This window comes from Pararhizobium qamdonense, assembly GCF_029277445.1.
GTDB lineage: Bacteria > Pseudomonadota > Alphaproteobacteria > Rhizobiales > Rhizobiaceae > Pararhizobium > Pararhizobium qamdonense.
On sequence record NZ_CP119566.1, the window covers coordinates 481,830 to 500,798 of the forward strand.

Here is an 18,969-nt window from a genome sequence, read left to right on the forward strand (position 1 = left end):
GTCATATGGGGGTTCTAAAAGCAGGATATCAGATGTATAGTTGTCTACATTAATAGACATTTCGGACGGAAGCAATGGACGCGATCAAAGAAAATACCGGCATGGCGACGAATGCCCGCAAGCGGGCAATGGAGCTGCTCGCGCGTGCTTCGGTGGCCGAATTGCAAGCGGGCTGGCAGGCGATCGATCCGCAGCCGGAGGTGCATCCCGTGCGCGGTCCGGAAACCGGGCTGGTCATGGTGCGCGGCCGCGTCGGCGGCGGTGGCGATCCGTTCAATCTTGGAGAGGCGACGGTCAGCCGGGCCACCGTTCGCCTTGCCTCCGGAGAGATCGGCCATGGGCAGCTGCTCGGCAACGACCGGGAGAAGGCGCGCCTCGCCGCGATCTTCGATGCGCTGAACCAGCGGCCCGAATATCGCGCTGCGGTCGAACGCCTGATCGGCGCGGTGGAAAGCCGCATCGATGCCGAAGACCGCAAACATGCCGAACAGACAGCGGCCACACGGGTCGATTTCTTCACCATGGTCCGGGGAGACAACTGATGGGCGCCCACGCAGACACCCATGCCAGCACCTATGCCGGCGCATTCACCGATCCGGTCTTCCAGTCGCAATCGGTGTTTCGCGCGCTGATGGACGCGATGGCGCGGCCGGGCACGATCCTGCCGCTCGGCGCTGATGCCACCCCGCCATCGCCGCTTGGTGGCGGTGCCGGGGCGATCGCGCTGACGCTCTGCGATGACGGCACGCCGGTATGGTTGACGCCTGCGCTGAAACAATCCGCCGTCCCCGCCTGGCTGTCCTTCCATACCAGCGCACCGGTGACGGATATCAAGCCGGACGCCCGGTTCGTCTTCATCGAGGCCGGTGGCATCGTTCCCGGTTTCGACCAGTTTGCGCAGGGCACGCAGGACTATCCCGATCGCTCGTCCACATTGGTGATCGAGATCGCCGCGCTGACCGGCGGAGACGAATTTACCGCTGCGGGTCCCGGCATCAAGGATGAAACCGTCATAGCCCCCAAGGGCTTGCCGGACATTTTCCTGACGCTCTGGGCTGAAAACCGGGGCCTGTTTCCCCGTGGCGTCGATCTGATCCTCGTTGCCGGCACGGATGTCCTGTGCCTGCCGCGCACCACGAAACTACGCCGCCGGGAGGTCTGATCCATGTATGTTGCTGTCAAGGGCGGCGAAGCCGCCATCGCCAATGCACACCAGCTTCTCGCCGACCGCCGCCGCGGCGACCGGTCTTTGCCTTCCATCTCGATCGACCAGATCGTCGCCCAGCTCGGCCTCGCCGTCGATCGGGTCATGGCGGAAGCCTCGCTTTATGATCGTGAACTCGCCGCTCTCGCCGTGCGCCAGGCGCGCGGCGACATGATCGAGGCGATCTTCATCCTGCGTGCCTATCGCACCACGCTGCCGCGTTTCGGCATGTCGGTGCCGGTGGATACGGCGAACATGAAGATCGAGCGCCGGATTTCGGCGACCTACAAGGATCTGCCCGGCGGCCAGCTGCTTGGCCCGACATTCGACTATACCCACCGCCTGCTGGACCCGTCGCTTCTCACCGACGCGCCGGTTGCCGAGCCGTTGCGCCGGACGGCAGACGAGGGATCGATGATGCGCGTTTCCGACATCCTCGCTGGCGAAGGCCTGATCGAGGGTGACGGCCAGATGCCGGAAGATCACGTGCCGGGCGACCTTACCCGCGAGCCGCTGGAATTTCCGCTGAACCGCGACCTGCGCCTGCAGGCGCTGGCGCGCGGCGACGAGGGTTTCCTGCTTGCGCTCGCCTATTCCACCCAGCGCGGCTATGCCCGCACCCATCCCTTCGTCGGCGAAGTGCGCATCGGCGAGGTGGACGTGGAGCTCGATATTCCCGAGCTTGGTTTTGCCGTGTCGCTTGGCCCCGTCCAGGTCACCGAATGCCAGATGGTCAACCAGTTCCAGGGTTCGGCCAAGAACCCGCCGCAGTTCACCCGTGGTTATGGCCTGGTCTTCGGACAGAGCGAGCGCAAGGCGATGGCCATGTCGCTGGTCGACCGGGCGTTGCGTGCCGAAGAGTTCGGCGAGGATATCGTCGCCCCGGCGCAGGACGAGGAATTCGTCATTTCGCATTCCGACAATGTCCAGGCGACCGGCTTTGTCGAGCATCTGAAGCTGCCGCACTATGTCGATTTCCAGGCCGAACTCGATCTCGTCCGCCGCATGCGCGCCGAATATGACGCGCGAAACGGCGTGGAGAAAAACGAGCCAATCCGGGATGCGGCCGAATGATCGAGGACCTCTCCCACATCACCTTCGTCGTCAGCGATCTCGAGCGGATGACCGACATCCTGCAGACCGTCTTCGGCGCCAAGCAGGTCTATGCCAGCGATGAGATGCAGTTTTCGCTGTCAGCGGAAAAGTTCTTCACGATCGGTGACCTGTGGATCGCCATCATGCAGGGCGAGAGCCTGAGTGAACGCACCTACAACCACGTCGCCTTTAAGATCCGCGACGAGGATGTCGATGTCTATCTGGAACGCATCCGCTCGCTCGATCTCGACGTGATGCCACCGCGTCCGCGCATCGAAGGCGAGGGCCGCTCGATCTATTTTCACGATGCCGACAACCATCTGTTCGAGCTTCATACCGGCACGCTTGCCGGGCGGCTTGAAACCTATTCCCGTTTGAAGGAGGCAGCCGAATGACGGACCTTGCCACATACAATTTTGCCTATCTCGACGAGCAGACCAAGCGGATGATCCGCCGGGCGATCCTGAAGGCCATTGCGATACCCGGCTATCAGGTTCCCTTCGCATCGCGCGAAATGCCGATGCCCTATGGCTGGGGCACGGGTGGCGTTCAGGTGACGGCGGCGATTCTGGGGGCGGAGGATGTTCTCAAGGTCATCGACCAGGGGGCCGACGACACCACCAACGCGGTGTCCATCCGCGCCTTCTTCCAGAAGGTCGCCAATGTCGCGGTGACGACCAAGACCCGCGAGGCGACGATCATCCAGACGCGCCACCGGATTCCCGAGGAAGCGCTGACGGCCGGCCAGACGCTGGTCTATCAGGTGCCGATCCCCGAACCCCTGCGCTTTCTCGAGCCGCGCGAGACCGAAACCCGCAAGATGCATGCGCTGGAAGAATACGGCCTCATGCATGTCAAGCTCTACGAGGATATCGCCCGCAACGGTCATATCGCCACGACCTATGCCTATCCGGTCAAGGTCGAAGGCCGCTACGTCATGGACCCTTCGCCGACGCCGAAGTTCGACAATCCGAAAATGCACATGTCGGAAGCTTTGCAGCTGTTCGGCGCCGGCCGCGAAAAACGCATCTATGCGGTTCCGCCTTATACCGATGTCGTGAGCCTCGATTTCGAGGATCATCCCTTCGAAATCCAGCATTTCGACAAACCCTGTGCGCTGTGCGGCGCCGAGCACGTCTATCTCGATGAAGTCGTTCTCGACGACAAGGGCGGCCGCATGTTCGTCTGCTCGGACACCGACCACTGCGAGGATCGCCGCGAACACGGTCATGCGGGCGAAATGCTGGGCCGCCAGGAGGCCGCAGAATGAGGGGGGTGGAATACTGTGCCCGGAGCCTGCCGCAGCCTCCCTCTTCTCCCCAGCGGGGAGAAGGTGGCGCGAAGCGCCGGATGAGGGGGGCCGAAGGCCACCTCTCTCTGGCTCCGGCTTCGCCGAAGCGCCCCCTCATCGCCTCGCTACGCTCGGCACTTCTCCCCGCTGGGGAGAAGAGGGAGCACGCGGTGTCCATCCGCCCGCAACAGCAATTCTCGCGCAACATGGAAACCGCCCCATGACCCCCGTCCCCCTTCTCAAAGTCAACGATGTCTCGAAATTCTACGGTAGCCGGATTGGATGCCGCAATGTGTCCTTCGAGCTATGGCCCGGTGAAGTCCTTGCCATCGTTGGCGAATCCGGGTCCGGCAAGACGACGTTGCTCTCCTGTCTCTCCACGCGGCTGATGCCGAGTTCGGGCGTGGTCGAATATCATATGCGCGACGGTCAGTACCGTGATCTGGCCCGTATGGGCGAGGCCGAGCGGCGGTTTTTGATGCGCACCGACTGGGGTTTCGTGCATCAGAACCCGGCGGACGGGCTGCGCATGACGGTGTCGGCCGGCGCCAATGTCGGCGAGCGGCTGATGGCGGTCGGAGACCGGCATTACGGCAATATCCGCGCCACGGCGGCCGACTGGCTGCGCCGCGTCGAGATCGAGGAAGACCGGATCGACGACCAGCCGCGAGCCTTTTCCGGCGGCATGCGCCAGCGCCTGCAAATCGCCCGCAATCTCGTCACCTCCCCGCGTCTCGTCTTCATGGACGAGCCGACCGGCGGCCTGGATGTCTCGGTGCAGGCGCGCCTGCTCGATCTGGTGCGCGGCCTTGTCCATGACCTCGGTCTGTCGGCCATCATCGTCACCCATGACCTCGCCGTTGCCAGGCTTCTGTCGCACCGGATGATGGTGATGAAGGACGGTCTGGTGATCGAGCAGGGCCTGACCGACCGGGTGCTCGACGATCCGCGCGAGCCCTACACCCAGCTTCTCGTTTCCTCCATTCTGCAGGTCTGAGCATGGGTGCGAAAAGCGGGAACCGGTTCTCGGACCAAACCATACTCCAAAAGGAGAAATAGTCATGCCAACACCCCTCGTTGTCTCCGAAGTCGCCAAGAGCTTCACCATGCACCTTCGGGACGGTATCCGCCTGCCGGTCGTCAATGGTGTGTCCTTCTCGGTGAAGAAGGGCGAATGCGTCGTGCTCGGTGGCCCGTCCGGGGTCGGCAAGAGTTCGATCCTGAAGATGCTCTATGGCAATTACGCCGTCGATGCCGGCCAGATCCTGATCGAACATCAGGGCCATATGGTCGATCTGGCGACAGCGGCCCCCCGCGCGGTGCTCGAAGTCCGGCGTGATACGCTGGGTTATGTCAGCCAGTTCCTGCGCGTCGTCCCGCGCGTGTCAGCCCTCGATGTCGTTGCAGAGCCGCTTCTGGCGCGCGGCGCCGATCAAACTGTTGCGCGGGAGAGGGCTTCCGAACTGCTGGCCAAGCTCAACCTGCCGCGCGAACTCTGGCAGTTGCCGCCGGCCACTTTTTCAGGCGGCGAGCAGCAGCGCGTCAATATCGCCCGTGGCTTCATCACCGGCCATGCCATCCTTCTGCTCGACGAGCCGACGGCATCGCTGGACGCGACGAACCGCCGGGTTGTGGTCGAAATGATCGCGGCCAAGAAGGCCGAGGGTGTTGCCCTGCTCGGGATCTTCCATGACGAGGAAGTGCGCGATGCCGTCGCCGACCGCATTCTCGATGTTTCCGCCTTTTCGCCGCGAAAGGCTGCCGCATGAGCCAGAAACTGAGCGTGGAGCCGACGATCCATCCGACCGCGACTGTCAATCAATCGACCCTTGGGCGCTATACGGAAGTGGGCGAGCGTTGCCGCATCGACGAGGTCGAGTTCGGCGACTATTCCTATATCGAGCGCGACGGCATGATCTGGTGCGCGACGATCGGGAAATTTGCCAATCTTGCGGCATCGGTGCGCATAAACGCCACCAACCATCCGACCTGGCGGGCAACGCTGCACCATTTCACCTACCGCGCCTCCAACTACTGGCCGGATGCCGACATGGAGCAGGATTTCTTTGCCTGGCGGCGCGAAAACCGTGTCGTCATCGGCCACGATGTCTGGATCGGCCATGGGGCGACCGTTCTGCCCGGCGTCACGATCGGCAATGGTGCGGTCGTTGGTTCCGGCGCCGTCGTCTCCAAGGACGTGGCGCCCTATACCATCGTTGGCGGGGTTCCGGCAAAGCTGATCCGCGAGCGCTTCGGCCAGGAGATCGCCGGCCGTTTCGAGAAGCTCGCCTGGTGGGATTGGGATCACGCCAAGCTGCGCGACGCCCTCGATGACTTCAGAATGCTCGATGCCGACGCATTCCTTGCCCGTCACAATGCCTGATATTTGCGGCGCCAATCCCCGCCTTTGCGGGGATTGTGGACTGTAACAAAAACAACATCGAACTGACATTCCCCCTTCATCAACCGCCATTATGGCAAGGGCATACCGGTGACCGGTGCCACTGCCAGAGGACGACTGCTCATGTTTCAGCTGAAGAATGTAACCCGTCAATTCGGCAGGAAGATTGCCGTGGCAGCGGTTACTTTCGATATTCCGCAGGGCCAGATGGTCGGCATTATCGGCCGTTCCGGTGCCGGCAAGTCGACGCTGCTGCGCATGATCAACCGTCTCAACGACGTCTCGTCTGGCTCCATTCATTTCGGCGATCTCGAAGTGTCGTCGCTGCGGGGCGCCGCCTTGCGCAACTGGCAGCGCGATTGCGCCATGATCTTCCAGCAGTTCAACCTGGTGCCGCGCCTTGATGTTTTGACCAATGTCATGCTGGGCCGGCTCAATCACCGCTCGACGCTGTCATCGCTTTTCGGCTTGTTTACGCAGGACGAGCGCCTTGCCGCACTGGCAGCCCTGGAACGCTTGGGCATCGAGCAGACGGCAATGCAGCCGGCCGGAACGCTGTCCGGCGGCCAGCAGCAGCGCGTGGCCATCGCGCGCGCTCTGATGCAGCAGCCGAAGATGCTGCTCGCCGACGAGCCGATCGCATCGCTCGATCCGCTCAACGCCAAGATCGTGATGGATGCGCTGCGCGATATCAACGAGCGCGAGGGCATCACCGTCGTCACCAACCTTCATACGCTGGATACCGCCCGTTCCTATTGCGAGCGCATCATCGGCATGGCGCATGGGCGCGTCGTGTTCGATGGACCGCCGCGCGAACTGACGGCGGAGGCTGTTGCCGAAATCTACGGCAGCGGCGCCGAAATCGAGGAATCGATGACATCGACCAGCATCAATCTTCCGCCGTCGCAAGACAATCGGAAGGCAACCCATCCTTCACCGGTGGCACTTGCGGGCCTTTGAGGGTCCGCCCGGGGATCGTTGGCCCGCGTCAAGGGCAAAGTATTTCAGAAGCGAACTCCGGCCAGGCCGGAAACCAGGAGACTATCTCATGTTGAAGAAAGCCCTTCTTGCTGCCGTGGCGCTGAGCGTCATCGCAGGGTCCGCAATGGCCCAGGACGTCAAGGTCCTGCGCATCGGTCTCGACGGTTCGGAAAACGAAGCCGACCAGATTCGCAACACGCAGTGCGTCGCGGATGGCCTCAAGGCCGCGACCGGTGTTCCGGAAGTCCAGATCTTCCCGTCGCCCGACTATAACGGCGTCATCCAGGGCCTGCTCGGCGGCACGATCGACATCGCCTCGATGGGTGCATCCTCCTACGCCGCTATCGAGCTGCAGAAGCCCGACGCGGTCGATCCGATCCTCACCTATACCGGTTCGGACGGCTCCAGCGGCTATTACTCGATCATGGTTGCCCGCAAGGATTCCGGCATTAAGACGCTCGCCGACCTGAAGGGCAAGAAGCTCGGCTTCGCCGATCCGGATTCGACCTCGGGCTATCTGGTTCCGAACGTCTCGCTCCCGGCTGATATCGGCGCTCCGGTCAAGGAATATTTCTCCGAAACCGGCTTCGGCGGCGGCCATGAAAACCTCGTTCTCGCTGTTCTCGACGGCAAGTTCGATGCCGGCACGACCTTCGGTTCGGGCGTTGGCAAGTGGGAAGAGGGCTATACCGGCGGCAACCTCCATCAGATGGTCAACAAGGGCAATCTGGACATGGACGATATCGTCGAAATCTGGCGCTCGCCGCTGATCCCGAACGGCCCGCTGATGGTCAACAACGCCGTTCCGGCCGACATGAAGGCCAAGGTCAAGGCCTTTTTCCTGGACCTGCCGAAGAAGGACCTCGCTTGCTTCCAGGCCTACACGCAGGGCCAGAACAAGGACTATATCGAAGTCAACAAGGCCTTCTACCAGACGATCATCGACGCCCGTAAGTCGGTCATCGGCGGCTGATCCTCTCTTGACCTCATTTCGCGGCGGCGCCTTTTAGGCGCCGCCGTTCTGCAGCGAGAACAGGCACATGACGGCGATCAGCAAACAGAACAATGGCGGGCTCGGTCCGGCCGCATCCCTGGTGATGCAGCATTATCAGCAGCAGTTGCGCACCCGCCGCATCTATACGATCATTTCGGCCGTGGTGTTCTTCATCGTGCTGTGCGCATCGCTGAAATTCGCCAATGACGCGAATGCCGGCAAGTTTTTCGATCGCCTGCCGTATTTCTTCGATTTCATCCTGAATTTCGTGCCGAACAGCCCGCTGGAAATTATCCGCGCGATGTTCGATCTGCCGTCGCCCTATGCCGACGGATCGCTGAAATACAATTACACGATCGACCGGGTCTATCTGACCAACGGCTTCTATATTCCCCATTACTTCTATCAGCTGGCAATCACCATCAATATCGCGCTGGTTTCGACCATTGTCGGCGCGGCGCTGGCATTCCTTCTGTGTTTCTTCGCCTCGACGAACCTCATCGGCTCGCGCGTAACGCGCTGGGTCGTTCGGCGCATCATGGAAGTGATGCGCGCCTTTCCTGAAATCGTGATTGCCGGATTGCTGACCGCCATTCTCTCGATCGGGCCGATCGCCGCCATCATCGCGATCACAGTCCATACGATCGGCGCGCTCGGCAAGCTGTTCTTCGAAGTGGTCGAGAATGCCGACATGAAGCCGGAAGAGGGGCTGCGTGCCACCGGCGCCAACTGGTTCGAGCGGGTGCGTTTTGCCATCGTGCCGCAGGTCATGCCCAATTTCGTGTCCTATGCGCTGTTGCGCGCCGAAATCAACGTGCGCGCCTCGACCATCATCGGCGCTGTCGGCGGCGGTGGTATCGGCGAGGTCTTCCGGCTGGCGATCGGCCGTGATCATGCGGCCCAGACCTATGCGATCATCATTCTTCTCTTGATCAGCATCATCATCATCGACCAGTTTTCGGGTTGGCTGCGCCACCGGCTGACCGGTCACCAGTCTTTTGAATTCGGCAGAGGAGCGGCCTGATGTCCTCGGTTCCGTCGATCAATCCGTCCGAGCGCGCGCGCCTGCTCGCCGCCTATCCGCAGGCCTTCCACCGCAGCTTCATGCAGCGCTACGGTCTGGCGCTCATCGCCGGCGGTATCCTTGTCTATCTCGTCGCCTGCTTCTTTGCCTTTCAGATCGGTCCGGCCTTTGCCAATGGCCGCTGGGATCGCGCCTCGCTATACCTTCAGGACTGGTATTCCTGGCGTGCCCAGCCGCGCTTGCGTTTCGAGGACGGCGGCACGGTGCGCCCGCAATGGTCGAGCCGCGGCCAATACCCGGCCGGCGCCAATATCGACTGGCTGCAGCCTGCAGCTAACGGCGGCTACACCGTGACCTACGGCAGCCGCGACGACCGCCTTGAGATCACGCCTTCGAAGGTCGATGTCTATCTTGGCGGCACGGTCTATCCTGTCACCATCACCGCAGATGCCGTTACCGCGCCAGCCGATGCACCGGCCGCCATCCAGCAAGACGGGACAAAAGTCATCGTCAGCTACGGCTTCGAGGGCCAAGCGGAAATCCGCACCGGCCAGGTGTTTGTTCAGCGCCGTTTCCTCGGCTGGTCCAACTTCTTCTTCGACACAAAATCACAATTCTGGGGCAGGAGCTGGGGTGACCTTGCTTATCTCGCGACCTTCGGCGATCGCCTCGATCCGGCCCGGTCCAACCTGTCCCACATGCGTGACGATTTTCTGGGCAACGGCGTCTGGCAGCATGCGGATATCCTGTCCAAACTGATGCAGACGCTGGTCATGGCCTTTGTGGGCACGCTGCTCGGTACCATCTTCGCTTTTCCGCTGGCCTTCATCGCGGCGCGCAACATCACACGCAACCGTGCTGCCAACTGGGGCATGAAGCGGACATTCGATTTCCTGCGTTCGATCGACATGCTGATCTGGGCGCTGTTTTTTACCCGGTCCTTCGGCCCCGGCCCGATCCCCGGCATCGCCGCCATTTTCTTCACCGATGCCGGAGCGCTCGGCAAGGTCTATGCGGAGGCCTTGGAGAACGTTGATGACAAGCAGCGTGAAGGGGTGAAATCCGTTGGCGCGAGCCCAATCGCGGTCAATCGCTTTGGCGTCGTACCGCAGGTCCTGCCAGTGTTCATTTCGCAGTCGCTCTATTTCTGGGAATCCAACACCCGTTCGGCCACTGTCATCGGTGCCGTCGGCGCCGGCGGCATCGGGTTGAAGCTGTTGGAGGCCATGGGCACCAATGCGGATTGGGACAAGGTTGCCTATATGGTGCTGTTGATCCTCATCGTGGTCTTCCTGTTCGACAATCTCTCGACCTTCCTTCGTCAGCGGCTGATCGGAGAAAGGGCGCATTGATTTTTGTGACCGGGAGAGGGGATTTCACGGTATGGTCACGATGAATCGCTAAGCCTTGCGGCTCTCCCGTTTTTTTACTGCCCTCATGGAATGAACATGCGTTACGCCTTCTATTTCACCCCTCCCGCAGACGACCCGCTGACGGACGCTGCGGCGCGCTGGCTGGGCCGGGATGCCTTTACCGGCAAGGCGCTGGCGCCGGACGGCCAGACACTGGACGGCCAAAGACCGGATGGGTGGGAGAGCCTCGTTGCCGAACCGGCGCGCTACGGGTTTCATGCGACACTGAAGGCGCCGTTTCATCTTGCCGGCGGCCGCACGGAAACGGACCTTCTCAGCGCGCTCGACGTTTTTGCCGCCGGAACGCCGGCCTTCACCATTCCGCGTCTGAAGATCGGCCGGCTTGGATCGTTTTTCGCTCTCGTTCCCGATGGGGATGCTGATGCGCTCGATCGCTTCGCGGCCGATGTCGTCCGCGCCTTCGAGCCGTTCCGCGCGCCGCTTTCGGCTGCGGATATCGCCCGGCGCAAACCCGAAACGCTGCCCGAACCGGAACGGACCTATCTCCACGATTGGGGATATCCATACGTCCTCGATGCCTTCCGCTTCCACATGACGTTGACCGGGCCCGTGCCGGCCGAGCGGCAGGACGAGGTCGCCGCCCATCTGGAAACACGTTTTTCATCGCTGATCGGCGGCCCGCTACCGGTGCGTGGCCTTGCACTGTGCATCGAGCCCGAGCGCGGCGCGCCGTTCAGAGTTCTCACCCTTGCGGCGCTCAGTGCCGCCCACCGAAAGATGGCCTGACATGACCGTAGAAACCGTTCTCTCCAACGCCCGCATCGTCCTTGAGAACCAGATTCTCAACGGTTCGGTCCTGATCCGCGACGGCAAGATCGCCGATATCTCGGAAGGTACCAGCCGCACCGGCGAGGATTTCGAAGGCGATTACCTGATCCCCGGCCTGGTCGAATTGCATACCGACCATCTGGAAGCGCATTACTCGCCGCGCCCCGGCGTCCGCTGGCTGAAAATGGCGGCGATCCAGGCGCATGATGCGCAGATCGTCACCTCCGGTATCACCACCGTCTTTGATTGCCTGCGCATGGGATCGGACGAGGATGGCGGCTTCGAGCAGGGCGAGATGCGCGACATGGCAAACGCCTTGGCGCAGGCCGCCAGGGAAAACCGGCTGCGCGCCGATCATCGCATCCATCTGCGCTGCGAAGTCTCGACCGACAACGTGCTTGATCATTTCGTGGAATTTGAAAACGATCCGCAGGTCGGTCTCGTTTCGCTGATGGACCATGCGCCGGGCCAGCGTCAGTTCCAGACGATGGAGCAGTATACGCTCTACTACAAGACCAAGCGTGGTCTCTCCGACGAGGCTTTCGCACTGTTCTGCGACCGCCAGCAGGCTTTGTCGGCCAAATATGCCGGTCCGCATCGCACCCAGATCGCCAAGGCCTGTGCCGAGCGCGGCATCGCCATTGCGAGCCACGACGACGCGACCCTGGCGCATGTCGAGGAATCCGTTGGTTTCGGCATCCGCCTTGCGGAATTCCCCACCAGCTTCGAAGCGGCCGAAGCCTCGCATGCGGCAGGACTGAGCGTGCTCATGGGTGCACCGAACATCGTGCGCGGCAAGTCGCATTCCGGCAATATCGCCGCAAAGGACCTTGCAGAGCGCGGCGTCCTTGATGTGCTGTCATCCGATTATGTGCCTTTCAGCCTGATCCACGCGCCGTTCGTGTTGTCCGACGAACTGGACAGCGTCAGCCTGCCGCAGGCGCTCGCCATGGTCACGGCGACGCCTGCCCGCACCGTCGGGCTTGACGACCGGGGCCGTATTGCCACTGGCCTGCGTGCCGATATCGTGCGGGTCCAGCGGTTGGAAGGCATTCCGGTCGTCCGTTCGGTCTGGCGCGAAGGCAAGCGGGTCGCCTGATGCACGGGCAAGGTCAGACAGGCGCGATCGTCGTGGTGGTCGGCCCGAGCGGCGCTGGCAAGGACAGCGTCATCGGTTTTGTCGCGCAGCATTTTGCCGATCGCAAGGATATCGATTTCGTCCGCCGCATCATCACCCGTCCGTCGGACGCGGGCGGCGAGGATCACGAGAGCATTTCCGGCGAGGATTTCGATAGCCGGCTATCGGCTGGAGATTTCGCCGTCGCCTGGCAGGCGCATGGATTGAAATACGGAATTCCGCAGGATGCGCTGGAAAAGGTGCGGGCGGGCAGGATCCTGATCGCCAATGGAAGCCGGGCCGTCCTCGGCCAGTTCCGGCAGGCCTTTCCAAGGGTTGCGATCGTCAACATCACGGCCTCGCCGCAGGTCCTGGCAAGCCGCCTTGTGGCCCGTGGGCGCGAGAGCGAGCAGGATATCCTCAACCGGCTGAAGCGCCAGGTGCCGGATATTTTCGACGAGCCCGATGTGACGACGATTGACAATAGTGGGCCGCTCGAGATTGCGGGCTCGCGCTTTGCCGCGCTGGTCACGCAGTTGCACGGATCCGCGGGCTGACGTCATATCTTTGGTATCAGAGCGCGTTGTCGAGAAAGTACCATTGGTCGAGATGGGCGCGGATGACCGGCTCGATGACGCCGTTGAGCATGAGGACGTCGTCGAGCAGGCGCTCGCCGGGTTTGTTTTCCGGGGGGAGGGTGATCGGTGGATGTGCATGAAAGGCGAACTGCGCTCCATCTTCGCGCAGTGTATAGACCGGGCAGATCTGCGCGCCGGTCAGGCGGGCAAGCCTTGCAACCAGCGCCAGGTTGCCATCGGCATGCGGTTTGCGCCCCAGAAACGGCCCACGGATTTTTCCGCGCAATCCCTCGTCGCAGAAGATGATGACGGTGCCGCCTTCCTTCAGGCGCTGCAGGGCCGGACGGACGGCGCTTTTGCCCGGTGGTAGCAGCGAAATGCCGGCCTGCCGCCGCACGCGTTTGGCAATCCAGTGCCGCGCCGGGCTGTTCGGCGGCGCGTAGTTGAGGGCTGCGTCAAGCCCCAGCCTGCGCACGATCGGCCAGATGAGCTCCCAGTTGCCGGTGTGCACGCCCATCAGGATCAATGGCCCCTGCCTTGAGGCATCGACAAGATTTTCAGCGCCATGCACGGTCACGCGGCTTCGGTCCGCCGCCATCCGGTTGACCACGGAAAACTCCGTCATCAGCCGGCCCTGATTTTGCCAATTGCGTACCATCAGGGCATCGCGTTCCGCCTCGTTCAGGCCCGGAAGCAGGCGCGCCAGATTGCTGCGGGTCTTGCGGATGGCGCCCTTGTGCCAGCGGGGAAAGGAAAAGCTACCGAGTTTCGCGCCAAGTGCCGAGCAGACATCGGCCGGCAGCAGTTTCATCGCGTAAAACATCGCGAGATCAAAGGCATTCTGCAGAGGTGTCACGACCCAATAGTTCAGACATGCTTTCCGAATTGCCGCGTTCTTCCAGAATCCGGCAAACGGCGGCGCTTGGCGCTCAGCATAAATCCAGACCTTTCGCGCTGGGTCACGGTTCGGTCGCATCGTTACCGCCGGTGCAAGGTTACGGGCAGACCGCCGCGTGGTCGCAGTGTCAGCCGGCATTGCGGCTCAACCTTGGTGTTGTCCGCGACCCGCACCCTGAAGCGCTGGGCAAGGATGGCCAGGCACAGGATCGCTTCCTGCAATCCGAATTGTAATCCGGGGCAGACGCGCGGTCCGCTGGCAAAGGGAATATAACTGTAGGGTATCGCCTTGTTGCCGTTCATGAAGCGCTCGGGCTTGAAAAGATGGGCGTCCTTGAAGAAGGCTTCGGTGCGGTGCAAAAGCCACGGCACGATCAGGATCAGCGATGCGGGCTTGACGTCGATATCGCCGATCCGGTCGGCTTCTTTTGCCTGACGGGCGAGGATCGGCACCGGCGGATAGAGGCGCAGCGTTTCCTCGATGATGGCACGGCACCAGTCCAGCTGCGGGATATCGTCGAGCGTCGGGGTGCGGTTACCGCAGACGCGGGCGATTTCCTCATGCAGCGATTTTTCGGCCCATTGTGCCCGTGACATCAGATACCAAGCCCAGGTGAGCGTGGCGGCTGTCGTCTCGTGGCCAGCCATGAAGATTGTTGCGGCTTCGTTGCGCAGCGCCACCACGTCGAGCTTCAGTTCCGGATTGCGCTTCTGGCGGCGCACCAGAAGCTCCACCATCGAATTGTCGTCGCCGCGCCCGGCCAGATGGTCTTCGACCACCTTGTCGATGATCTGGTGGATGCGCGAGACGGACCGGCGCAGCTTCGGTGTGCGCAGCACGGGCAGGCCCTCGTCGAGCCCAAGGAAATAGCCGATATTCACCGAATCGATCAGCGACTGATAGCTCTCGAACCCCTCGCTGACGGCCTTGGCGCCCTCCTCGCCGAGATCGTTGCCGAAGACGGCGCGGGAAATGATCTCCGCCGTCAGCCCGGCCATTTCGAACAGCGCGTTGACAGGCGCGCCGTCGGGAAGCGATTCCCAGCGCTGCACCAGTTCGCTCGTGGTGTTTTCCATGATCTTGCCGAAAGCCGGCACGCGGTTTTTGTGAACGATGTCGGCGACCAGCGGCCGCCGCTGTTTCCAGGTTTCACCGTCGGAAATAAACAGCCCGTCGCCCAGCAAAAATTCCAGCGCGCGCCGCATCTGCGGCGTCTTGCGCTCGAAATTGTCGTGGCGCTTGGCCACCACATAGCGGATCGCGTCCGGGGAATTGACCACGACGATCTGCCGTCCGAAAATTTTCGTGACGCTGACCCGATCGGTGTAATCGGCTTTGCGCCAGACCGAGAGAAAGTCATGGCGCGCCTTGAGGATGAGATTGATCGGGCGGCCGGGCTTGCCCCGGTAATAGTCGGAATGGGCGGGCTCGAACGAATTCTTCCGGAGCGTTTCAATGATATCGGTCGATGGCCGTAAACGGGAGAACATTGCTCCGGCTGCCCCTGTCTGTGGCCGGTGACGGCTCTGTGAATTCTGTCGGCGACCCCTACCGGATAGCAGCAAATTCCGGCAGCGCAAAATTCTTTCCGCAGACAAAACCCTGCCGTCGGGGACGGCAAGGTCGCGGGTTTCCCAGCAGTTGCGTGCGGTGATTACTTCGGCAGCAACACCTTGTTGACGACCTGGATCACGCCATTCGACTGGTTGACGTCGGCAACGGTGATCTTCGAGGCGCCGCCGCTTTCGTCGATGATGTAGATGCCCTTGCCGCGCATGACGGCCGTCAGATGATCGCCGCTCACGGCAGTCATGTTATATTTGCCGCCATTCGCCTTGATACGCTTCATCAGGGTTGCGGTCGAGAGCTTGCCGGAGACGACATGCTCCGTCAGAACCTTGGTCAGCTGCGCCTTGTTTTCAGGCTTCAGCAGCGTATCGACCGTGCCGGCCGGCAGTTTGTCGAAAGCGGAATTGACCGGTGCAAAGACTGTGAAGGGACCTGGACCCGCCAGCGTATCGACAAGGCCAGCAGCCTTGACCGCAGCCACCAGCGTGGTGTGATCCTTGGAATTGACGGCATTCTCGACGATGTTCTTGTTTTCATACATCGGAGCGCCACCCACCATCGGGTTGGCGAAAACGCTACCGGCGATGCCGGCGGCCAGCACTGTCAGTGATGCTGTTTTGGCGAATGAAGACCACATGAAATTCTCTCCCGGTTCTGGTTCATCTGTCTCTGCAGATAAGCAAGCAACGGGGGCGTTTCCGGATAAGTTTCGCCGGTTTTATTCTAATTTAGAAAATTGGAAAGAAGCCCGCCGAAGGCCGGCGGGCTCGATGTCTTCAGTTCAAGGCGGCACAGGCCTTGGCAATCCGTTGAAGGGCTTCGCGCAGTTCTGCCTCGGAGGTTGCATAGGAGATGCGGAAGAACGGCGACAGGCCGAAAGCCGAACCCGGCACGACGGCGACATGGGCGTCATCGAGCAGGTAGGCGCAGAAATCCGTGTCCGTCTCGATACGCTTGCTTGCGGGCGTGGTCTTGCCGAGCATGCCTGAACAGCCGGAGAAGGTGTAGAAGGCGCCTTCGGGCGTGCGGCAATCGAGACCCTCGATGGCGTTGAGTGCCGAGACGACCAGATCGCGGCGGTGCTGGAAGCTTGCGGTGCGTTCCTCCAAGAAATCCTGCGGCCCGTTCAGCGCGGCCACAGAGGCGGCCTGGCTGATCGAGGATGGGCAGGAGGTCGCCTGGCTCTGCACCACGGCCATCGCCTTGATGAGGTCGCGCGGGCCGCCGGCGTAGCCAATACGCCAGCCGGTCATGGCATAGGCCTTGGAGACGCCATTGACGGTCAGCGTCCGGCTCTTCAGCGCGGGCTCAAGGGCTGCCGGCGTGACGAACTTGAAGCCGTCATAGACAATGTGCTCGTACATATCATCGACCAGAAGCCAGACATGCGGATGTTTCAAGAGCACATCGAGCAGCGGACGGTAATCATCCGCACTATAGGCGGCGCCCGATGGATTGGATGGCGAATTCAGCATCACCCAGCGTGTCTTCGGCGTGATGGCTGCTTCGAGCTGTTCGGCTTTCAGCCGGAAACCGGCCGCAGCATCGCAGGCGATCAGGACCGGCTTTCCCTCGGCGATCTCGACGATGTCGGAATAGGAGGTCCAATAGGGCGTCGGAATGATGACTTCGTCGCCGGGGTTCAGCGTCGCCATCATGGCGTTGAAGAGGATCTGCTTGGCGCCGGTCGCAACGGTGATCTCGTCGAGTTCGTAGGACACGCCGTTTTCGCGTAAGAACTTGTCCCGGATCGCCTGCTTCAGCTCCGGGGTGCCGTCGAGTGCGGTATATTTGGTCTTGCCGCTCTGGATGGCTTCGCAAGCCGCCTGCTTGACATGATCGGGCGTGTCGAAATCCGGCTCTCCGGCACCCAGAATGATCACCGGCTTGCCATCGCGCTTCATGGCCTGCGCCCGGGCGCCGATCTTCAGGATCTGCGAAACGCCGATCGTCGAGATCCGCGAGGCGGGCGCAAAGCCCGCCTCCTCAACCTTGGTATTGATAGTCATGACCGATCCTGTCGATTATTCGATGTCGCCAATCTTATTCGATGTCGCCAATCTTATTCGATGTCGAAAGAGACGCCCTGAGCCAGCGGCAGGGCCTTCGAATAGTTGATCGTGTTGGTGGCGCGGCGCATATAGGCGCGCCAGGCGTCCGAGCCGGATTCGCGGCCGCCGCCGGTTTCCTTTTCGCCGCCGAACGCGCCGCCGATTTCAGCACCGGATGTGCCGATATTGACGTTGGCGATGCCGCAGTCGGAGCCATCGGGCGACAGGAAGCGCTCGGCTTCCTGCAGGTCGAGCGTGAAGATCGACGAGGAAAGGCCGGCACCCACCGCGTTGTGATCGGCAACGGCGGCGTCGAAGTCGCTGTATTTCATGACGTAGAGGATCGGCGCGAAGGTTTCTTCGGAGACCGGACCGTCCTGCTTGGGCATTTCGACCAGAGCCGGCTTCACGTAGTAGCTGTTGGCATGGCCGAGATCGACGCGTTCGCCGCCGGTGATCGAGCCGCCATGTGCCTTGGCTTCGGTGAGCGCCTTTTGCATGTTGTCGTAAGCCGGCTTGTCGACCAGCGGGCCGACAAGGGCGGTGGATTCCAGCGGGTTGCCGACCGAAACGCTCGAATAGGCCTTCTTCAGGCGCGGAACGAGCTGGTCGTAGACGCTTTCATGGACGAACAGGCGGCGCAGCGTCGTGCAGCGCTGACCGGCCGTGCCCATCGCACCGAAGGCGATGGCGCGCAGTGCCATGTCGAGATCGGCGGACGGGCAGACGATGCCGCCATTGTTGCCGCCGAGTTCGAGAATGGCGCGGGCAAAGCGCTTGGCAAGGCGCGGGCCGACATCGCGGCCCATGCGGGTGGAGCCGGTCGCCGAAACCAGCGGAACCTTGGGGTGATCGACCATGACTTCGCCGATGGTGCGGTCGCCGATCAGAACCTGCGTCAGTCCATCAGGTGCATCGCCAAAGCGGGCGATGGCGCGGTCAAGAATGGCCTGGCTGGCAAGCGCTGTCAGCGGGGTCTTTTCCGACGGCTTCCAGACGACGGCATTGCCGCAGACGAGGGCGAGCGCCGAGTTCCAGGCCCAGACGGCGACGGGAAAGTTGAAGGCGGAGATGACGCCGATGACACCCAGCGGATGCCAGGTTTCCATCATGCGGTGGCCAGGACGCTCGGTCGCAATCGTCAGACCGTAGAGCTGGCGGGAGAGACCGACGGCGAAATCGCAGATGTCGATCATTTCCTGGACTTCGCCAAGGCCTTCGGAGGTGATCTTGCCGGCTTCGATCGAGACCAGACGGCCGAGATCGGCTTTGCTGGCGCGCAGTTCTTCGCCGAGCAGGCGGATCAGTTCGCCGCGCTTGGGCGCCGGCACCAGACGCCAGGCGCGAAAGGCCGCATCGGCCTTTTCGATCTTGGCGGCAGCTTCAGCAGCGGAAACCGTCTTCAGGCTGGCGATCTGCTCGCCGGTGACCGGCGAGAAGGAGGCCATGTCGCCGCCGGTGTAAAGATCCTTGGAGACGCCAAGCTTCTCCAGAAGGGCGGCCGTTTCCTGAACGACATTCACCGTCTTTGTTGCAATGTTCATGATGAGCAAACTCCCGTTTTC

General features: G+C 61.9%; 20 protein-coding genes. 15 read left to right on the forward strand and 5 right to left on the reverse strand.

The genetic code is table 11. The annotated features are described in order from the left end of the window. Positions 1-74: 74 nt before the first annotated feature. From phnG to phnN, 15 genes are all read left to right on the forward strand, one after another. The gene (gene phnG, locus PYR65_RS02375; protein ID WP_276119758.1) at positions 75-542 is read left to right on the forward strand and encodes a phosphonate C-P lyase system protein PhnG; all 468 of its coding nucleotides are present in this window, start codon (positions 75-77) and stop codon (positions 540-542) included. Beyond that, complete coding sequence (gene phnH / locus PYR65_RS02380; protein ID WP_276119759.1) at positions 542-1,162, forward strand: phosphonate C-P lyase system protein PhnH; 621 nt, start codon at positions 542-544, stop codon at positions 1,160-1,162. The genes phnG and phnH overlap by 1 nt, the downstream gene beginning before the upstream one ends. A gap of 3 nt (positions 1,163-1,165) precedes the next feature. Continuing rightward, on the forward strand, positions 1,166-2,278 hold the full coding sequence (locus PYR65_RS02385; RefSeq protein WP_276119760.1) for a carbon-phosphorus lyase complex subunit PhnI: 1,113 nt from the start codon (positions 1,166-1,168) through the stop codon (positions 2,276-2,278). Next, positions 2,275-2,694, forward strand: coding sequence for a FosX/FosE/FosI family fosfomycin resistance hydrolase (gene fosX / locus PYR65_RS02390; protein WP_276119761.1), 420 nt, complete (start codon positions 2,275-2,277; stop codon positions 2,692-2,694). Before PYR65_RS02385 ends, fosX begins: the two co-directional genes overlap by 4 nt. Beyond that, positions 2,691-3,569, forward strand: a complete 879-nt coding sequence (locus PYR65_RS02395) for an alpha-D-ribose 1-methylphosphonate 5-phosphate C-P-lyase PhnJ (RefSeq protein WP_276119762.1) — start codon at positions 2,691-2,693, stop codon at positions 3,567-3,569. Before fosX ends, PYR65_RS02395 begins: the two co-directional genes overlap by 4 nt. A gap of 241 nt (positions 3,570-3,810) precedes the next feature. Then, a complete protein-coding gene (gene phnK / locus PYR65_RS02400) occupies positions 3,811-4,587 on the forward strand; it encodes a phosphonate C-P lyase system protein PhnK (protein WP_060638545.1) in 777 nt (258 codons plus the stop codon). 64 nt (positions 4,588-4,651) lie between these two features. Continuing rightward, positions 4,652-5,359 (forward strand): phosphonate C-P lyase system protein PhnL, encoded by a 708-nt coding sequence (gene phnL, locus PYR65_RS02405; RefSeq protein WP_276119763.1) that lies wholly within the window; start codon positions 4,652-4,654, stop codon positions 5,357-5,359. Continuing rightward, positions 5,356-5,973 (forward strand): DapH/DapD/GlmU-related protein, encoded by a 618-nt coding sequence (locus PYR65_RS02410; RefSeq protein ID WP_276119764.1) that lies wholly within the window; start codon positions 5,356-5,358, stop codon positions 5,971-5,973. The genes phnL and PYR65_RS02410 overlap by 4 nt, the downstream gene beginning before the upstream one ends. Before the next feature lie 141 nt (positions 5,974-6,114). Further along, positions 6,115-6,951: a phosphonate ABC transporter ATP-binding protein gene (gene phnC / locus PYR65_RS02415; RefSeq protein WP_276119765.1), complete on the forward strand. Its 837-nt coding sequence runs from the start codon at positions 6,115-6,117 to the stop codon at positions 6,949-6,951. Between the two features lie 88 nt (positions 6,952-7,039). Continuing rightward, positions 7,040-7,945 (forward strand): phosphonate ABC transporter substrate-binding protein, encoded by a 906-nt coding sequence (gene phnD / locus PYR65_RS02420; protein ID WP_276119766.1) that lies wholly within the window; start codon positions 7,040-7,042, stop codon positions 7,943-7,945. Positions 7,946-8,012: 67 nt separating this feature from the next. Further along, positions 8,013-8,990 carry a phosphonate ABC transporter, permease protein PhnE gene (gene phnE / locus PYR65_RS02425; RefSeq protein WP_407951268.1) on the forward strand — a complete coding sequence of 326 codons (978 nt, stop codon included), beginning with the start codon at positions 8,013-8,015 and terminating at the stop codon, positions 8,988-8,990. Further along, the gene (phnE, locus tag PYR65_RS02430; RefSeq protein WP_276119767.1) at positions 8,990-10,342 is read left to right on the forward strand and encodes a phosphonate ABC transporter, permease protein PhnE; all 1,353 of its coding nucleotides are present in this window, start codon (positions 8,990-8,992) and stop codon (positions 10,340-10,342) included. Before phnE (PYR65_RS02425) ends, phnE (PYR65_RS02430) begins: the two co-directional genes overlap by 1 nt. 96 nt (positions 10,343-10,438) lie before the next feature. Continuing rightward, positions 10,439-11,149, forward strand: a complete 711-nt coding sequence (locus PYR65_RS02435; protein WP_276119768.1) for a DUF1045 domain-containing protein — start codon at positions 10,439-10,441, stop codon at positions 11,147-11,149. A gap of 1 nt (position 11,150) precedes the next feature. Beyond that, on the forward strand, positions 11,151-12,290 hold the full coding sequence (locus tag PYR65_RS02440; RefSeq protein ID WP_276119769.1) for an alpha-D-ribose 1-methylphosphonate 5-triphosphate diphosphatase: 1,140 nt from the start codon (positions 11,151-11,153) through the stop codon (positions 12,288-12,290). Beyond that, positions 12,290-12,865: a phosphonate metabolism protein/1,5-bisphosphokinase (PRPP-forming) PhnN gene (gene phnN, locus PYR65_RS02445; RefSeq protein WP_276119770.1), complete on the forward strand. Its 576-nt coding sequence runs from the start codon at positions 12,290-12,292 to the stop codon at positions 12,863-12,865. The genes PYR65_RS02440 and phnN overlap by 1 nt, the downstream gene beginning before the upstream one ends. A gap of 16 nt (positions 12,866-12,881) precedes the next feature. On the opposite strand, the gene PYR65_RS02450 is transcribed toward phnN, so the two are convergent. The 5 genes from PYR65_RS02450 to amaB form a co-directional block, all read right to left on the reverse strand. Beyond that, positions 12,882-13,742: a lysophospholipid acyltransferase family protein gene (locus PYR65_RS02450; RefSeq protein ID WP_276119771.1), complete on the reverse strand. Its 861-nt coding sequence runs from the start codon at positions 13,740-13,742 to the stop codon at positions 12,882-12,884. A 122-nt stretch (positions 13,743-13,864) separates the two neighbouring features. Then, positions 13,865-15,274, reverse strand: a complete 1,410-nt coding sequence (locus tag PYR65_RS02455) for a cytochrome P450 (protein ID WP_276119772.1) — start codon at positions 15,272-15,274, stop codon at positions 13,865-13,867. Positions 15,275-15,438: 164 nt separating this feature from the next. After that, on the reverse strand, positions 15,439-15,990 hold the full coding sequence (locus tag PYR65_RS02460; RefSeq protein WP_276119773.1) for a fasciclin domain-containing protein: 552 nt from the start codon (positions 15,988-15,990) through the stop codon (positions 15,439-15,441). 139 nt (positions 15,991-16,129) lie between these two features. Then, positions 16,130-17,362 carry a pyridoxal phosphate-dependent aminotransferase gene (locus tag PYR65_RS02465; protein ID WP_276119774.1) on the reverse strand — a complete coding sequence of 411 codons (1,233 nt, stop codon included), beginning with the start codon at positions 17,360-17,362 and terminating at the stop codon, positions 16,130-16,132. A 53-nt stretch (positions 17,363-17,415) separates the two neighbouring features. After that, positions 17,416-18,948 (reverse strand): L-piperidine-6-carboxylate dehydrogenase, encoded by a 1,533-nt coding sequence (gene amaB / locus PYR65_RS02470; protein ID WP_276119775.1) that lies wholly within the window; start codon positions 18,946-18,948, stop codon positions 17,416-17,418. Between the last annotated feature and the right edge of the window lie 21 nt (positions 18,949-18,969).

Coding starts and splice junctions, on each gene's coding strand:
- phnG (WP_276119758.1), top strand. CDS start 75: ATGGACGCGATCAAAGAAAATACCGGCATGGCGACGAATGCCCGCAAG.
- phnC (WP_276119765.1), top strand. CDS start 6,115: ATGTTTCAGCTGAAGAATGTAACCCGTCAATTCGGCAGGAAGATTGCC.
- PYR65_RS02435 (WP_276119768.1), top strand. CDS start 10,439: ATGCGTTACGCCTTCTATTTCACCCCTCCCGCAGACGACCCGCTGACG.
- phnH (WP_276119759.1), top strand. CDS start 542: ATGGGCGCCCACGCAGACACCCATGCCAGCACCTATGCCGGCGCATTC.
- phnD (WP_276119766.1), top strand. CDS start 7,040: ATGTTGAAGAAAGCCCTTCTTGCTGCCGTGGCGCTGAGCGTCATCGCA.
- PYR65_RS02410 (WP_276119764.1), top strand. CDS start 5,356: ATGAGCCAGAAACTGAGCGTGGAGCCGACGATCCATCCGACCGCGACT.
- amaB (WP_276119775.1), bottom strand. CDS start 18,948: ATGAACATTGCAACAAAGACGGTGAATGTCGTTCAGGAAACGGCCGCC.
- PYR65_RS02455 (WP_276119772.1), bottom strand. CDS start 15,274: ATGTTCTCCCGTTTACGGCCATCGACCGATATCATTGAAACGCTCCGG.
- PYR65_RS02385 (WP_276119760.1), top strand. CDS start 1,166: ATGTATGTTGCTGTCAAGGGCGGCGAAGCCGCCATCGCCAATGCACAC.
- phnE (WP_276119767.1), top strand. CDS start 8,990: ATGTCCTCGGTTCCGTCGATCAATCCGTCCGAGCGCGCGCGCCTGCTC.
- phnL (WP_276119763.1), top strand. CDS start 4,652: ATGCCAACACCCCTCGTTGTCTCCGAAGTCGCCAAGAGCTTCACCATG.
- PYR65_RS02465 (WP_276119774.1), bottom strand. CDS start 17,362: ATGACTATCAATACCAAGGTTGAGGAGGCGGGCTTTGCGCCCGCCTCG.
- phnN (WP_276119770.1), top strand. CDS start 12,290: ATGCACGGGCAAGGTCAGACAGGCGCGATCGTCGTGGTGGTCGGCCCG.
- PYR65_RS02460 (WP_276119773.1), bottom strand. CDS start 15,990: ATGTGGTCTTCATTCGCCAAAACAGCATCACTGACAGTGCTGGCCGCC.
- PYR65_RS02440 (WP_276119769.1), top strand. CDS start 11,151: ATGACCGTAGAAACCGTTCTCTCCAACGCCCGCATCGTCCTTGAGAAC.
- phnK (WP_060638545.1), top strand. CDS start 3,811: ATGACCCCCGTCCCCCTTCTCAAAGTCAACGATGTCTCGAAATTCTAC.
- fosX (WP_276119761.1), top strand. CDS start 2,275: ATGATCGAGGACCTCTCCCACATCACCTTCGTCGTCAGCGATCTCGAG.
- phnE (WP_407951268.1), top strand. CDS start 8,013: ATGACGGCGATCAGCAAACAGAACAATGGCGGGCTCGGTCCGGCCGCA.
- PYR65_RS02395 (WP_276119762.1), top strand. CDS start 2,691: ATGACGGACCTTGCCACATACAATTTTGCCTATCTCGACGAGCAGACC.